The 16,527-nt window shown below is 40.8% G+C and carries 15 protein-coding genes; 2 read left to right on the forward strand and 13 right to left on the reverse strand.

Translation table 11 applies throughout. The features are described from left to right. Positions 1-21 precede the first annotated feature (21 nt). The 3 genes from SJ312_RS15725 to dnaB form a co-directional block, all read right to left on the reverse strand. A complete protein-coding gene (locus SJ312_RS15725) occupies positions 22-1,218 on the reverse strand; it encodes an aromatic amino acid transaminase (RefSeq protein WP_165880089.1) in 1,197 nt (398 codons plus the stop codon). Between the two features lie 102 nt (positions 1,219-1,320). Beyond that, positions 1,321-2,403 (reverse strand): alanine racemase, encoded by a 1,083-nt coding sequence (gene alr / locus SJ312_RS15730; RefSeq protein ID WP_319868072.1) that lies wholly within the window; start codon positions 2,401-2,403, stop codon positions 1,321-1,323. A gap of 291 nt (positions 2,404-2,694) precedes the next feature. After that, positions 2,695-4,107 carry a replicative DNA helicase gene (gene dnaB / locus SJ312_RS15735; RefSeq protein WP_004260904.1) on the reverse strand — a complete coding sequence of 471 codons (1,413 nt, stop codon included), beginning with the start codon at positions 4,105-4,107 and terminating at the stop codon, positions 2,695-2,697. A gap of 212 nt (positions 4,108-4,319) precedes the next feature. Here dnaB and SJ312_RS15740 point away from each other — a divergent pair, with 212 nt between their 5' ends. After that, entirely contained in the window at positions 4,320-5,303 is a 984-nt protein-coding gene (locus SJ312_RS15740; RefSeq protein ID WP_096864665.1) for a quinone oxidoreductase, read from the forward strand. 77 nt (positions 5,304-5,380) lie between these two features. On the opposite strand, the gene SJ312_RS15745 is transcribed toward SJ312_RS15740, so the two are convergent. From SJ312_RS15745 to SJ312_RS15770, 6 genes are all read right to left on the reverse strand, one after another. Beyond that, the gene (locus SJ312_RS15745; RefSeq protein ID WP_036958321.1) at positions 5,381-6,562 is read right to left on the reverse strand and encodes an MFS transporter; all 1,182 of its coding nucleotides are present in this window, start codon (positions 6,560-6,562) and stop codon (positions 5,381-5,383) included. A gap of 11 nt (positions 6,563-6,573) precedes the next feature. Beyond that, entirely contained in the window at positions 6,574-7,866 is a 1,293-nt protein-coding gene (locus SJ312_RS15750; RefSeq protein ID WP_232062761.1) for a dTDP-4-dehydrorhamnose 3,5-epimerase family protein, read from the reverse strand. Positions 7,867-8,024: 158 nt separating this feature from the next. Further along, on the reverse strand, positions 8,025-8,180 hold the full coding sequence (locus SJ312_RS15755; protein ID WP_231136011.1) for a hypothetical protein: 156 nt from the start codon (positions 8,178-8,180) through the stop codon (positions 8,025-8,027). 629 nt (positions 8,181-8,809) lie between these two features. Then, positions 8,810-9,811: a tRNA dihydrouridine(20/20a) synthase DusA gene (gene dusA, locus SJ312_RS15760; RefSeq protein ID WP_109912593.1), complete on the reverse strand. Its 1,002-nt coding sequence runs from the start codon at positions 9,809-9,811 to the stop codon at positions 8,810-8,812. A gap of 213 nt (positions 9,812-10,024) precedes the next feature. Beyond that, a complete protein-coding gene (ycaC, locus tag SJ312_RS15765; protein WP_004260919.1) occupies positions 10,025-10,651 on the reverse strand; it encodes an isochorismate family cysteine hydrolase YcaC in 627 nt (208 codons plus the stop codon). Positions 10,652-10,788: 137 nt separating this feature from the next. After that, on the reverse strand, positions 10,789-10,998 hold the full coding sequence (locus SJ312_RS15770; protein ID WP_004260921.1) for a YdgH/BhsA/McbA-like domain containing protein: 210 nt from the start codon (positions 10,996-10,998) through the stop codon (positions 10,789-10,791). A gap of 243 nt (positions 10,999-11,241) precedes the next feature. Here SJ312_RS15770 and cbrC point away from each other — a divergent pair, with 243 nt between their 5' ends. Further along, on the forward strand, positions 11,242-11,829 hold the full coding sequence (gene cbrC, locus SJ312_RS15775) for a PF03691 family colicin E2 tolerance protein CbrC (RefSeq protein WP_187710613.1): 588 nt from the start codon (positions 11,242-11,244) through the stop codon (positions 11,827-11,829). 49 nt (positions 11,830-11,878) lie between these two features. Here the strand turns inward: cbrC and SJ312_RS15780 are convergent, their stop codons facing one another. The 4 genes from SJ312_RS15780 to SJ312_RS15795 form a co-directional block, all read right to left on the reverse strand. After that, positions 11,879-12,673 (reverse strand): inositol monophosphatase family protein, encoded by a 795-nt coding sequence (locus tag SJ312_RS15780; protein WP_094961407.1) that lies wholly within the window; start codon positions 12,671-12,673, stop codon positions 11,879-11,881. 101 nt (positions 12,674-12,774) lie between these two features. Next, the gene (locus SJ312_RS15785; RefSeq protein WP_165880083.1) at positions 12,775-13,248 is read right to left on the reverse strand and encodes a DUF6882 domain-containing protein; all 474 of its coding nucleotides are present in this window, start codon (positions 13,246-13,248) and stop codon (positions 12,775-12,777) included. A gap of 3 nt (positions 13,249-13,251) precedes the next feature. Further along, positions 13,252-14,187 carry a nucleoside hydrolase gene (locus SJ312_RS15790; RefSeq protein WP_096864600.1) on the reverse strand — a complete coding sequence of 312 codons (936 nt, stop codon included), beginning with the start codon at positions 14,185-14,187 and terminating at the stop codon, positions 13,252-13,254. Positions 14,188-14,285: 98 nt separating this feature from the next. Next, entirely contained in the window at positions 14,286-16,445 is a 2,160-nt protein-coding gene (locus SJ312_RS15795) for an ornithine decarboxylase (protein ID WP_110592481.1), read from the reverse strand. Positions 16,446-16,527 lie beyond the last annotated feature (82 nt).

Consider the following 16,527-nt stretch of genomic DNA (forward strand, 5'->3'; position numbering starts at 1 on the left):
AATTATTACGATAGCTAAGAATTATTGGCTAACGGCAGCAAATGCTTCAACAATGCGTTTAACATTATGGTGATTGACACCTGCCATACAAACACGGCCAGTTCCAACCAAGTAGACCGCAAATTCGTCTTTCAGGCGAGCCACTTGCTCTTTAGAAAAACCAGTGTAGCTGAACATACCGCGCTGCTTTAATAAGTGATCGAAATTTTGGTTTGGTAATGCTTTTTTTAGCTCATCCACCAATACCGTACGCATGTCTAAAATACGTAAGCGCATCTCTTCCACTTCCGCTAACCATTTGGCTTTTTCTGCGCTGTTGGTTAATACCGCAGCAACAATTTTTGCACCATTAGATGGCGGGCTAGAATATAAACGGCGAACACCCGCTTTTAACTGGCCTAACACACGGTCACGTTCATCTTGGTTTTCACAGATCACAGAAAGGCCACCTGCACGTTCACCGTAGATACCAAAGATTTTAGAAAATGAGTTACTGACAAACACGGGTAAGCCAGCTTTAACCATCGCTCGGATAGCATAAGCATCTTCATTAATGCCTTCTGCAAAACCTTGATAAGCAATATCTAAAAATGGGATCAATTTGCGTTCTAATGCTACCTTAGTGACTTCATCCCATTGTGCAGGAGTCAGGTCGGAGCCTGTTGGGTTATGACAGCACGGGTGCATTAGGATGATGCTATTAGCAGGCAATTGTTTGAATGTCGCTAGCATCTCATCAAATTTAACGCCTTTGGTTTTTTCATCAAAGTACGGGTAGTAATGCACTTTTGTTCCCGCACCTGAAAAAATAGAGGCATGGTTTTCCCAAGTTGGGTCACTGCACCACACTTCGGAATCGGGATAATATTGATGTAAAAAATCAGCACCAATTTTTAACGCACCAGAACCACCAATCGTTTGGACGGTAGCGATACGTTCCTGTGCAATTAGCGGGCAATCCTCACCAAATACTAATTTTTGTAATTCAGTACGGTAATCTTTCAAACCTTCCATAGGCAAATACAGTGATGCGCTTGCTGGCAGTTTATTTAACGCCGCTTTTGCCGTACCGACTGTCGCCAGTTCAGGGGTTTTCCCGTCACCATCATAGTAAAGACCGATACTCAAATTAATTTTATTTTCACGAGAGTCTTTATTAAATTCATCCATTAACGACAGAATTGGGTCGCCCGGATAAGCATCAACATGTTCGAACACAGGACATCTCCTAATCATTATTTTACGCTAAATAAACCAAGCGATGATTTGCCATATTTAGCGCCATTTTTACGTTGTTATCTGAAAATAACCCTTTGCTGGCTATTCGTCTACATATTCCATTGCAACTCTAGAGGTTAACTTCGTCAGTAACTCATAGTTGATAATGCCTGTTTGTGTGGCAATTTCTTCAACCGGTAGTTGATTTCCCCACAAAATAACGTCATCCCCCACTTTATCATCGGCATTTAGTCCCAAATCCACCACTGTCATATCCATGGAAATTCGCCCAACAATAGGCACTTTTCGCCCATTAATTAACACAGGTGTGCCTGAAGGTACGTTACGTGGATAACCATCACCATAGCCGATTGCAACAACACCAAGCAGTGTGTCTTTGTCACTACACCATGTTTCACCATAACCTACACATTGTCCTGCCGCATGTTCCCTAACCGCAATTAATGTTGATTTTAGTGTCATCACCGGAAGTAAGCCGAAGTCTTTTGCGCTTTTCCCTTCTTGTGGTGAAGCGCCATACATCATTATCCCTGGGCGAACCCAGTCATAGTGAGCTTCCGGCCAAAGTAAAATTCCTGCGGAGGCGGCAATGGATTTCTCCCCCTCTTTACCGTCAATAAATTGTTTAAAGCAGGCAATTTGTTTTTCAGTTGTCGGTAAATGGGGGGCATCCGCTTGGCAAAAATGACTAACAATATTGATAGGAAGCTGAACTTGCTGGCAGCGTTGTAAACGTTGATAAAAGCCTTTGGCATCTTTAGGAAGTATGCCAAGGCGGTGCATACCTGTATCCAGTTTCATCCAAACTTTAAGAGGATAGGGTAATTTGGTGGCTTCTAGCATTTCAAGCTGTTCTATACAGTGGATCACGGTGTCAATCTGGTGTTCTGCCATTAACAACAAGTCAGATTGTTCAAAAAAACCCTCCAGTAAAACAATCGGTTTTATCACACCGTGCTGCCGTAATAGTAGCGCCTCATTGAGTCTTGCCACACCAAAGCCATCCACCAGCTCTTCTACTGCCTGACCAACCCCTACTAACCCATGACCATAAGCGTTTGCTTTGACAACTGCAATCATCTGGCTATTTGGTGCAATTTCTTTCACCCGTTGCAAGTTGTGTCGCAGAGCGCGGCGGTTTATCAATGCGGTTGCCGCTTTCATTGTTTCCTCGTTCTTTTTCTCTAAACCCGCTAAAAATTAAGCTGCCCTTTGGCAGCCCAATATATTCTCTATTTGTTATACGCTAAAAAATATCAATTTCCATTCGATCTTGTTTCTGTATAAAGAAAAAATTATTCAAACTAGTTTAACTTTAATACTCTAAATAGTTTGCATTGTCGCTAGGCGGCGATTGAGCTAATCCAAGAAGCATACATAAGTATATGACTCGCGTAGCCGAGTGCAGCCAACACCGTGACAGCGCAAAATATGACGAGTATTTATGATGAGGATTTAGTCCTCATCATTATAAGCTGGCCCTGCATAATTATCGAAGCGCGACCACTGCCCATTAAACGTCAACCGCACCGTACCAATCGGCCCGTTACGCTGTTTACCGAGAATGATTTCCGCAACCCCTTTGAGCTCACTATTATCGTGATAAACCTCATCACGGTAGATAAACATGATTAAGTCCGCATCCTGCTCGATAGACCCTGATTCACGTAAATCCGAGTTAACAGGGCGCTTATCGGCACGTTGCTCAAGACTACGGTTTAACTGCGACAGAGCCACCACAGGTACATTTAATTCTTTCGCTAGCGCCTTAAGTGAACGTGAAATTTCGGCAATTTCTAACGTACGGTTGTCAGAAAGAGCAGGAACTCGCATCAATTGGAGGTAGTCAATCATGATCAAACTTAAACCACCATGTTCACGATAAATACGCCTCGCACGTGAACGAACCTCTGTGGGAGTCAGGCCCGAAGAGTCATCGATGTACATATTGCGCTTTTCCATCAAAATACCCATCGTGCTTGAAATTCGCGCCCAATCCTCATCATCAAGTTGCCCAGTACGAATACGGGTTTGGTCAACACGGGATAATGATGCCAACATACGCATCATGATTTGGTTTCCTGGCATCTCTAAACTGAAGATTAAAACAGGTTTTTCTTCCGTCATCGCCGCGTTTTCGCACAAGTTCATTGCAAAAGTGGTTTTCCCCATCGATGGACGCGCGGCCACAATAATTAAATCAGAACCTTGTAAACCTGCGGTTTTTTTATCGAGGTCTTGGTAACCTGTTGAAACCCCAGTAACACCGTCGTGCGGTTGTTGGTAAAGTTGCTCAATTTTTTCAACAGTTTCAGACAAAATGGCTTCAATACCTTTTGGCCCTTCGTCTTTATTCGCTCTTGACTCAGCGATTTGGAATACTTTGGTTTCGGCTAAATCGAGGAGATCTTCACTGCTTCGCCCTTGTGGATCATAACCTGCATCTGCAATTTCATTAGCGACTGAAATCATATCGCGAACAATCGCACGTTCGCGGACGATGTCTGCATAAGCATTAATATTCGCCGCACTTGGCGTATTTTTAGATAGCTCAGCCAAATAAGCAAAACCACCGACGCTATCCAACTCACCCTGCTGTTCTAGTGATTCTGATAAGGTGATAAGGTCAATAGGTTTGCCTTGCTCAAGCAAAAATTGCATCTGTGAGAAAATGGTACGGTGGGGGCGGCTAAAGAAATCAGCGTGAGTCACACGTTCAGAAACGGTATCCCAACGCTCGTTATCTAACATTAACCCCCCTAAAACAGACTGCTCCGCTTCGAGAGAATGTGGTGGAAGTTTTAACCCTTCCATTTGGTGGTCTCGTGGGGCATCCGTTTTGAAATTTGATGAGGGTTTTTTAGCCATACATTAATATCCAAGTCTATAATTAACGATCTGCGCTTAGTATACGCCAATCTTATTTTTTTGTGGTTTTCTTTGCGTCTTTGCGCAAAGTAATCACAAGATAAAATACATCACTGAAAGCACAAACCTATAATTCTTCTGATTGAAACATGGCGTTATGATAAAACGATTGTTATTGTAATTAAAATGAATAGTCCTTATTGGAGATTGTCATGGCAAAACGTATTGAATTCGCGCAACATGGCGGCGCTGATGTACTTAACTTAGTAGATTATTCCCCAGCAAACCCAGCAGATAATGAAATTCAAATAGAAAACCGTGCTATCGGGATTAACTTTATCGACACCTATGTTCGCAGCGGTTTATACCCTGTTGCTAAGCTACCAAGTGGCCTTGGTACAGAGGCGGCAGGTGTTGTTGTGAAAACTGGTGCCCATGTCACAGGTTTCAAGCCCGGTGACCGTGTCGTTTATGCGCAAGGCCCTCTAGGTGCTTATAGCGAAGTCCATAATGTCCCTGAAAGTGCCGTGGCACACCTTCCTGATGGCATTACGTTTGAACAAGCCGCAGCCAGCTCATTAAAAGGCATGACGGTTTATTATTTATTCCATCAGACATATCAACTGAAACGTGACGAAGTCTTTCTGTTCCACGCCGCTGCAGGTGGCGTTGGGTTGATAGCTTGCCAATGGGCAAACGCGCTAGGCGCCAAGATGATAGGCACGGTGGGTTCTGCAGATAAAGCATTAAGAGCAAAAGATGCCGGAGCATGGGAAGTCATCAATTACCAAACAGAAGACATTGCAGCTCGCGTGAAAGAAATCACTAATGGCGAGAAAGTGAATGTGGCGTATGACTCAGTGGGCCAATCCACATGGATTGCTTCTTTAGACTCGCTCAAGCGTCGCGGCTTAATGGTGAGTTTTGGTAACGCTTCTGGTCCTGTTACCGGTGTAAACTTAGGAATTTTAAACCAAAAAGGCGGATTATACGTCACTCGCCCATCACTTGGTGTCTATGTGACTAACCGTGCTGAGCTAGACCAAGCTAGTAATGCCTTATTTGATATGATTTTAAGCGGAAAAGTGAATGTAGATGTGCCGCAATCACAAATTTTTGCTTTAAAAGATGCACAGAAAGCTCACCTCACTATCGAATCAAGAAAAACCCAAGGTTCGAGTTTGCTTATTCCGTGATAAATAACCCCCTTAATTAGCCAGTCATTTTTGCTAGTTAAGGGGCTTTATCTATTTTTAAGATTTAATTCTAGAGCTTAAACAGAGGAAGCTATGTGCCGATAAACATAGACGCCAGATATAAAAGAAATCATTACTGCTACTGACATAAAATAATAAATAACAGTTGTTGAATCGCCAAAAAAGTATATAACCATTCCAATAAAAGGGAGCACAGACTGATTAAGCAATACAATAATAGATGAGACTCCAGCAAAATAATTTGACGGAATACATTCTATACGTACCATTCGACAAATATTTCCTGTAAAGACTTTACCAATAATAGAAATTGCGTAGAAACAAACGAATATTATAAATGATGAAGGATATGATATTAAAAAAATCGAACTCCCCGTAATAATCAGAACCGCGCTAAGTAGAAGTTTTTTCCGCTGAATAAAGTGAGTTAATGAACTATAGAGATAGGTTCCAGTGACACCACAAAGGCCAGCCGCAACATCAATAAAACCGAAATACTTCGCAGGAAGCCCCATTTCTTTGTCAATCAATGCCGTACCACTCGATTCAATAATGCTATCAAACATATTATTACCAATGGCGAGTAATACGGTTAAAAACAATATTGGTATAGAAAAAATATAGATAAAATGGTGTTTGAACAGCCCATTTTCCTGACCTGAAACATTCTGATTATCTTCATGCTTCATATTGCTCAATTCTTTTTTCTTTAAAATAAAAAAAAGAGCATTAATAATATAAAGTAAAAGTGGAATGATAAGTACTGTACGAATCCCATAGTCGATAATTATCATGCCAATCAATGGACCTACTATCATTCCAGAAAAGTCCATTCTTGATATTAAATTAACATGATATTCCTTTTTGTAACTTATTAATGAGATAATTTTCTCATAAGAAATAATAGTTTGAGAGTTTCCTATTGATATTAGGCTACCCACAATACCAAATGCGACTGCAATTATTAGGTCTGAAGAAAAATCATTGAAAGCTAAAAATAGACATCCTATTGATTTGATAACATCAGATAAAATAGAAAGTGGGCGTACTCCAAGTCTATCAATGTATTTACCAATAAGTGGAATAATTAATATTCTTGGTAACCACCATAGAGCATAGGATAAACCTGAATATTCAATACTACCTGTTAACTGGTAAACTAGAACTGGCGTGAGAAAGACCATAAGGCCATCCGCAGTAAGTACGCAAAAAAGCATTAAAAAGAATAGGTTGCTCATAACTTATATTTTTATACCTTCTCCTTCAATAACACTTTAACATATCGACCTAACTTATCATCAAATACCACTACTGATTTAGGTGTGTTGTGCGTGGGTGCCTCTCTGACTATTTCCTTCTGCTTCTCAATCAGAAACTCATAGTATTTTTTATCTGCTTTGATATTATTTGTCTTATAACTCATATAATTTAGATTTTTTATTGGCCAGTCTATTACATCATGACCAGGAATATATTCTTTATCCTCACTGATATAAATAATCGGTCTATTAACAGTAACCACGCCAGCCATATTCATCAGGGCATGCGCTACACCACATGGAATAACTAATTCCACATTAGGCAAAGGAGTGAATGTTATTTCATCTTCAACGAAAATAGTATCCGAACCTTCCCTCATATCAACTAGCTTTAGTGTAATTTGATGTTCGGCTTTACCCAGAAAAGTTAAATGGTCTTCTTGGCCCAAATGTAATCCATAAGAATCAAAATCGTAATGTTCATAACCATGTTCTACAATATACATCGGTGACATTCTTGTCAGTGGGACAATTCCACTGTATTTCCCTGTTTTGACTGATGGAATTTCTTTAAATTCAACACCAATAATTATTGAATTAGGTAGAACCAAAACCTCATCATCATTAATTTTCTCTCTGATACGTACATTTATTTTGCTTCCATCATCTAAGTTAAGCTCTCGAGTTTCAGAATGTTGAAATTTGTGTTTCATTAAATTTTTATGCTGATATTCAGCAATACGATGATAAACAATATCAGCTGCTTCTTCTGTCATTGGAAAGTAGCCAGATACCTCTAAAGGATGAACATTTTCTGGTATATTTATAACATCATTGTCAGGAAACCAAGTAAGGTCAGGTCGCGATAATGTTTCAATATCAGGAAGAAAAAGTGCATAGGAATTAATTGTGAATATATTTTCCAGATTATGAAATGTATGAGCAATGCCAGGTGGAATTACAAGTGTTTTTGCCGAAGATGGAGTAATATTAAATTCCAATGACACTCTGAATGTGGGGGAATTTGCACGGCAATCGATGAATTTTGCAGTTATGATTTGCTCTGTATTTCCGATGAAAGTCAGCGTATCTTGCTGGCCTAAATGAATCCCATACTGACCGTATTTAAATTCATGCTCACCATGATAGATAATATTTATAGGGTAGGTAGTAACGAAAGGAATAACATATGAGTCTGACTTTCCATTATTAACTCTCCATCGTGAGATCCAATGTAACCCTGTAATAGTTATTTTTTGGTTGAGATCATTAATTTCATCCATATAAAACCTCATTTAAGGTGGCAGCCCTAACCTACAGGCCGCCAAGATAATTAAATATTGACCACTTCTATGTCATAACCTGCACTTTCTGCACTTTTTATTAGTTCGCTTAGGCTACTTGTATTAAGTTGATAATATTTATCATCTGCTGGTGCATTTTAGATTCCAGCCAGATAAGCAAGCTTATCTAAAGCAACAATTGCCACAGATTTTGTCTGTAGGATCATGTCAGTAAAACTATTTCCTTCTGCATTTATTACTTCAACACTTTTTGGAGATTTGTATAGGCGGGCTATATTTTGAATTTCGCTCATATGAGCTCCTTACTTTAGATTAAAAAGTATATAGGTATGTTTATGTCATGAAGGTGAAATGAAATATTAAAAAAACATTTCATTAACACTTATAGCATCGACATTTTTATTCTGTCAATAACCAATTAGTTTTTTAATCCAAAAAACACCAAAATTTCGATATTAATATTCATATATATTTAATATGAAATTATATAATAAACATAGTAACAAATATCCATTCAAGAAATAGAACTTACCATTCACTAGATCTTTTATATTCAAGAAATGTCATTGCAGTCTGCGATTGACGATAATTGGCTTTTACATAATCGATTCTCTCGATGGAATTTTCGCCAAGGAAGCCCATCAAATAAAGAATGAAATGAGTAAAGAAAATAGAGAGGATCGCTGCATATGTCACCCCTTTTCAAAGACCTAAGCCAGCGAAAGCTGGCTTAGGTGTTGGCAACGTGCGAAATCAATAAGATATTAGTATTTCAATGAATTACATAACCGTATGCATTTAAACATTCCTATACTTGTTCAATTAAGATCGCACTCAAACTGAACAAATATTATACAATCCATAAAGTTACATAAAGTAACTGTAATTGAGCTAGAGTTTTGCCTTTACGAGTAATTTATACTCACTCACCACGCGTCACAAATTCGAGAGCTTGCTCAACAACGACTAAGTCAGCCCCTTTTTTATGCGCATTTTCACTTAAATGACGACGCCACTGACGTGCGCCGGGGATACCTTGGAAAATCCCTAACATATGGCGGGTCATATGGCCTAAATAAGCGCCTTTCGATAACTCTTTTTCGATGTAAGGGTACATCGCTCTAACAGCGTCAACACCATTAGTGACAGGAAAGTGCTCACCAAACAATTGGTTATCAACCGCCGTTAAAATAGACGGGTTTTGATAGGCTTCGCGCCCCACCATGACGCCATCTAGGTGTTGAAGATGCTCTTTTGCTTCTTCCAGCGTTTTGACTCCACCATTAATCGCCATGGTCAAATGAGGAAAATCACGTTTTAATTGATAAACTCGCGGGTAATCAAGTGGTGGGATTTCGCGATTTTCTTTTGGGCTAAGGCCGGACAACCATGCTTTACGTGCATGGATAATAAACATTTCACAGCCGCCTTTATCAGAAACAGTTTCAATAAAATCACATAAAAACGCGTAGCTGTCTTGCTCATCAATACCAATACGAGTTTTTACGGTTACAGGAATAGAAACCACGTCTTGCATGGCTTTCACACAATCAGCAACAAGCTGCGCATCTCCCATTAAGCAAGCACCAAAACGCCCATTTTGTACACGATCTGATGGGCAACCTACATTTAGGTTAATTTCATCATAACCACGCTCTTGTGCCAATTTGGCACATTGCGCTAATGCGGCAGGATCGCTACCACCAAGCTGTAATGCAACAGGATGCTCTTCCTCACTAAAAGCAAGATAGTCCCCTTTTCCGTAAATAATCGCCCCTGTTGTGACCATTTCGGTATACAGCAAGGTGTTTTTGCTTAATAAGCGATGAAAATAACGGCAATGGCGATCTGTCCAATCGAGCATCGGCGCAACGGAAAATCGGTTTAGGTTGGTGTAGCCTTGTTTTGAGGTATTTTGATGCATGGTGGTCTTGTGTATTGAAATCAAATGGATAGCCCCAAAAAGTAAGGAGCCAAGCAAAAACAGCAGGCTATTATAACATAGAGCGAATTAAGTGCGATGATGACGAAAATGAGCGGCTGAACTCAGTTAATTTAACGAAATAACCCCCGATATGAGCAATGTCATATCGAGGATTTTTAAACCAATTATGTCATTTTAATACTCAGTCACGCACTATTTTTTCGCAGAAAGCAGTGCATAGCTGGTCATTAAGTTACGGTAATCAGGGATATGGTTTGAAAACAAAGTGCCTAACCCTTCCACATCATTACGCCAATCACGGTGTAATTCACAAGCGGCACCAAACCAGCTCATCAATTGAGCACCTGCTTTTGACATTCTATCCCACGCGGCATCACGTGTAATCGGGTTAAATGTACCTGAGGCATCAGTGATCACAAAAACTTCATAGCCTTCTTCCAGTGCAGATAGTGCAGGAAATGCCACGCATACTTCAGTCACAACACCGGCAATAATCAGCTGTTTTTTACCTGTGGCTTTGACAGCTTTAACGAACTCTTCGTTATCCCACGCGTTGATTTGACCAGGGCGAGCAATGAAAGGGGCATCAGGAAATGTTTCTTTTAATTCAGGAACTAACGGGCCATTAGGACCATCTTCAAAAGATGTAGTCAAAATAGTTGGTAAGTTAAAATACTTTGCCAAATCGGCCAGTGCTAACACGCTGTTCTTAAATTTATCTGGGTCTTGATCACGAACTAGCGATAACAAACCCGTTTGATGGTCAACAAGTAATACAGCTGCATTATCTTTATCTAGGCGGTTATATTTGAAACTCATATCAACGACTCCTCAATGATTAGAAAAGTACTCTATGCGGGTTCAGATAAAACAAAAGTGGTATTTAATCTGCTTATCGCGCCTAAAACACCACTTTTTATCAAAAATATTTCAACAAGATGAATTCACACAATTCGTTATTTAGTTTCTGCGCTCATTGTGACAAAATTCCCCATACGAGCACTGGTAATTGTATAGCTATCTGCGCCCGCTGCTTTAGCTTTAGCTGCAATTTTCGCTTCTGTTGAAGCTAGCGTATCACCTGTTGCGGTGATTGTTGCTGCTGATGCACCAAATGCGACGAAAGATAATACAGAAGCTGCCATCAAAGTTTTTAACATGTTCATAGTCTAATTCCTTCATTTTTTATTCGATGAGACAACCCTTGTTGTCTGCGATGAAGGCATCATATCGACAATGTTATTTAGGTTAAAGCTAATAATATAGCTCAATTTATTCAAATTAACTGAACAATGTACTTTATCTGAAACTCACAATGGAATAAAACCGAAAGATATAATCAAGCAGCCTTGTGGTATGCTTTCCCAAAGTTGGTCTACTTCTCGCGCAACCTTTAATAGGAATTGTATATGCCACTCAATAACCGAACACTCCCTACATTTAGGTACCACCCGAACCCTATTGAAACAGAAGCTTTTCTGACGGATAAAACAGTAACCTGTGATTGTTGTAAACAACCTACTGATATTTATTATGAAAGCCCGTTTTATTCTACTGAGGATATTGATGCTTTGTGTCCTTGGTGTATTGCTGATGGTTCTGCCAGTGCAAAATTTGATGGTGAGTTTCAAGACCCTGCCAGTGTTGAAGGTATTGATTGCGAATATGACGAGGACGGCGAGTTTTCACATACTCTAAACCCCTACCCTACTGAACTGTTTGATGAACTAATTAAACGAACACCAGGCTATCAAGGATGGCAACAAGAAATTTGGCTCGCACACTGCCAAGAGCCTTGTGAATTCATAGGCTATGTTTACTGGGATGACATCAAAGATAGACTCGATGAATTTGTTTCCCTTGAAAATGATATCGCTGATTATGGTTTTTCAATTTCAGAGCTCGCGAATATTCTCCATCAAGATAGCTCTGCTCAAGGTTATTTATTCCGTTGTTTACATTGCAAAAAACTACGTTTGCATTTTGATTTTAGCTAATTTATATCAACTAAATCACGTGAAGAGGCTTATCTTCACGCTCTCATCATCAACTATTCATCAGTTCAATAATTTGCTCCGCTAATTCTGGCGTTGCGGCTGATAGCAAGCTTCCCGCAAACATGGCTTGCTTACGCTGTCCATTTAATGCACAAACTTCCCCGCCCGCCTCTCGGATACACGGAATAAGTGCCGCACTATCCCAAGGTTTCATAATGGTATCAATCGCACCATGAATGCGACCGCTGGCAACCATGGCATGCTGATAAGCGTCATTAGCAAAAATGAAGTCCCTTGCTTGGCCCACAACCGCATCCAAATGATAAATTTGCGACCCTTCTCGGGAATTATAATTACTATTATGAATGCCTGATGCGCTTACCACTGCTTCTGATAATGATTTAGGCGATTGGCTTTCGAGTTTAAGCTGTCTTGGAGCCTGACTAGCTGTTTGCACCCAGCACCCTTCCCCTTGTGAGGCAAAGTAGAGTGTGGATATCGCGGGAAAACTAATCACACTAAGTAATGGTTCCCCATTTTCCACATAAGCAATTAACGTACTAAATAACGGCACTCCATAAATAAATGCACGCGTACCATCAATCGGGTCAATTACCCAACCAGAACTGAATTGCTGCTCACCGACAAAGCCAAACTCCTCACCTAAAACAGCGATATTCGGTGTTTTTTGTGCAAAGAATGCCCTAATTTCTTCTTCAACTCGGGTATCCGTTTCCGTAACTACGGAACGATCGGGTTTATAATCAAACTTTCCCGCCCCTTCAAAAGCGTCTACTGTCATGGTTTTGACTAATTTAGCGGCTTCGAGTGCAATATTTAACATGACCAAGCTCCTCATTGAAAAAGAAAATGAGTATAACGGATAGGTTATGGAATAAAGGCGCTAAAATGCCTTATCGACCAGAGATAAAGCACCAATACAACCTAAATTTGTTTAAGAGAAACTTCACCAAATGTCATAAATACCAAAGTGTGCCCCGCAATTCCACGGTACACCCCTTGCTGATTATTGAGTTCGCAAGCCAATGCCGTTAATTGCCATGCGTCATACTCTTCGATTTGACTAATGCGGGCGGTTAATAATGCGTTGTCTTTCCGCTCGCCATAAGCTTTCACCGCGATTGCATCTTGTGTTAAAGCGCTGTCGATAGAACTGTTTGCCCAGCTCCACATCCAACTGCCTTGGCTTTGGTCATAAGTACCAACAATTTGAACGGACGCTGTTGCCATTATATTGTCAGGCGCATGAAAAATAATGGTTCCTTCGTCTTGGTTCACTGACCAATCGGCTTCATCTAATTTCCATGTATCACAATGAAATTGGTTTTTGGCCTGTAACGCATTCATGCTACGTTCAATTAATGCCTCATAAGGCATTTGTTCTATTTCATTATCCATTTATTACCCAATATTTTTTAATGCGTTGATAATCAACTGCCAAAATTTATGATGGTCTAATTTAACAGCAACTTGAGTATGGCAATTTTCAGGCGCAGGATGGCGGAAGTCAGCCACCGTCATGCCTAACGTGTGCGTCCCAGTCAGTTCAATATTTACAGGCACTTTTTGTGTGGTCATTACGTTAGGGTCAATAACATAAGCAACCGCACAAGGGTCGTGTACTGGCGGAGCATCAAAGCCTTGAGCTTGCTTGTACATTTTTCCAAAAAAATCCAGTAGTTCGACGACAAATTGTGAACAATCACTGCCAATCGCAGCAATTTGTTTCACTACATCAGGAGTTGCTAGCGCTTGATGGGTAAGGTCTAAGCCCACCATGGTTAACGGCCATTTTTCATTGAAAACAATATGAGCCGCTTCTGGGTCAATTTTGATGTTAAATTCAGCTACCGCACTCCAATTCCCAACATGATAGCCCCCTCCCATCAGCACCACTTCTTTAACTCGTTCGACAATGCGAGGCTCAAGACGAGCAGCAAGCGCAATATTCGTTAATGCGCCAGTAGGAACTAAAGTTACCGTTTTAGGCGGGTGAGACATAATGGTTTCGATAATCAGTGAAACTGCATGTCTTTCATCAAGCTTCAATGTTGGTGTCGGTAATACAGGCCCATCAAGCCCTGATTCCCCATGAATATCAGGCGCAACTTCAATTTCCCGAACTAAAGGGCGTACCGAGCCTGCGGCAAATGGAATACCGCTAATCTTCGCCATTTCAGCGATAGCTAGTGCATTATGAGTGACTTTTTCGAGGGTTTGATTACCAGCAACGGTTGTTACCGCCAATAACTCAATGTCAGGGTTACCATAAGCCAGTAATAACGCGATAGCATCGTCATGGCCGGGGTCACAATCGAGGATTATTTTTTTGCTCATACCTTACCTTATTAAAATTGGAGTCAGAAATGGCACTGACCCCAATTTAACCAGCTAGCAAGGTAAAATCTATGCTTAATATCTGAATACTTAGAAATTTATTTTAAAACATGCGCATAGACACGTTTTTTCTCACCTTCATTTTTCGAAATATACACACCTTGTAACTCAGGAGCAAAGCCCGGTAATGCATTAATACCCGTTTCTAGTGCTTTGAAATAACGCAGTACTGGCCCCGACCACACTTCCCCAGGTACGACACACAATACGCCCGGTGGGTACGGTAATGCCCCTTCAACGGCAATACGCCCTTCCAATTCATCTAATGGCAATAATTCACAGTTACCACGAATAAACTCTAAATGTGCCTGTTGAGGTGCCATTTTCACTTCTGGGAAGTGAGCTTTACGGAACATCTCTTTTTGCAGCTGTTTAATATTGTCATTAACGCTGAGTTGGTGCATCTCTTGGCATAAACGGCGTAATGTATAGCCCTGATAATGGTCTTGATAACGCTGATAAACCGAAGGCAATACATCTTCTAATAACGCATCTTCATCCAGTAACTGTTCGAAACGGACTAAATGGGATACTAGCAGTTCCAGTTTTTCACGGGTTTCTGCGGGTGTTAACAAAAATAAAATTGAATTTAAGTCACATTTTTCAGGGATCACGCCGTGTTCACGTAAAAAATGCGCCAAAATCGTCGCAGGCACGCCAAAAGCGTCATATTCTCCACTTTCGACATCAATACCTGGCGTCGTTAGCATCAATTTGCAGGGGTCAACGAAGTATTGGTCCTGTGCATAGCCATCAAACGCATGCCAACGTTCTTGCGGTATGAAGTTAAAGAAGCGTTGCTCAGCAGCGATTTGCTCTGTTGGGTATTCGTGCCATAACTTGCCATCAACGATTTCAGGAACAAAAGGCTTAAAATAACGGCAGTGCTGAAGTATCGATTTTCTTACCTCAATCCCCACTTTCACGCAGTCCATCCACATCATTTTGCCTGCATTACCTTGGTGAATACGTGCATTGACATCTAAAGAGGCAAACAAGGGATAAAATGGGCTCGTCGAGGCGTGCATCATAAAAGCATTGTTGAGTTTTTTGTGTGAAACAAAGCGCTCTTGCCCCTTGATGTGGTTATCTTTTTTATGGATTTGTGACGCTTGTGAGAAACCAGCCAGTTGTTTATGAACTGACTGAGTCACCATAATACCGGGGTCATTTTCATTTAATTCCAATAGTAATGGCGAGCACTGGCGCATCATTGGAATAAATTGTTCATACCCCACCCACGCAGAATCAAATAAAATGTAATCACACAAATGGCCAATTTTATCAACCACTTGCCTTGCGTTATACACAGTACCGTCATAAGTTCCAAGTTGGATCACCGCTAAGCGAAATGGCCGTTGGGCTTGTGCTTTTTCAGGCATCACTTCTTGGATAAGCCCACGTAAATAACTTTCATCAAAGCAGTGCGCATCAATACCGCCAATAAAGCCAAAAGGATTACGTGCCGTTTCTAAATAGACCGGTGTTGCCCCCGCCTGTATCAGCGCCCCATGGTGGTTTGATTTATGATTATTACGATCGAACAAAACTAAATCACCCGGTGTTAATAACGCATTTAGCACGACTTTGTTGGATGATGAGGTGCCATTTAAGACAAAATAAGTTTTGTCCGCATTGAAAACTTTCGCGGCAAATTTTTGTGCCTCTTTCGCTGCGCCCTCGTGGATCAATAAATCGCCCATTGCCACATCGGCATTGCATAAATCGGTACGAAACAGGTTTTCACCATAAAATTGATAAAACTGCTCCCCTGTTGGGTGGCGACGGAAAAATTGGCCGCCTTGGTGCCCCGGACAGGCGAAAGTCACATTATGGCCCGCAGCATAATCCATCATTCGAGCAAAAAATGGCGGTAATAACTGCTCAAGGTACTGATTTGCAGCATCGAGCAATTGACGACTATTTTCTTCACGAGCAGCCGGGGCTGGCGGTAATAGCGCCGTTAAATAAGGTGGTAAATTTTCATCGGTTGGCAGCTGTTTATCACTAATGATAAACAGCGGAATACTCAGCTGACTCTCAACAACTCTTTCCCACAGCCCTTGGTTGGCATCTTGTTCAGATAGCACGACAGCGGCAATATTGTTTAACTGTGCATCGCGAATATCTACCCACTGAAATTCATTAGTGAAATAGATTGCGACCCCCTGGCTACATGCCACATTGATTTTGTTCATAGCAGTCTGGCTCTTAGTTAGCTGAGGAAAAGAGGCGGACAATATACTTGATAGATCAGGGAATTGAAATGACTAGCATGGT

This window comes from Providencia sp. CIM-Carb-044, from assembly GCF_033901115.1.
Lineage (GTDB): Bacteria > Pseudomonadota > Gammaproteobacteria > Enterobacterales > Enterobacteriaceae > Providencia > Providencia hangzhouensis.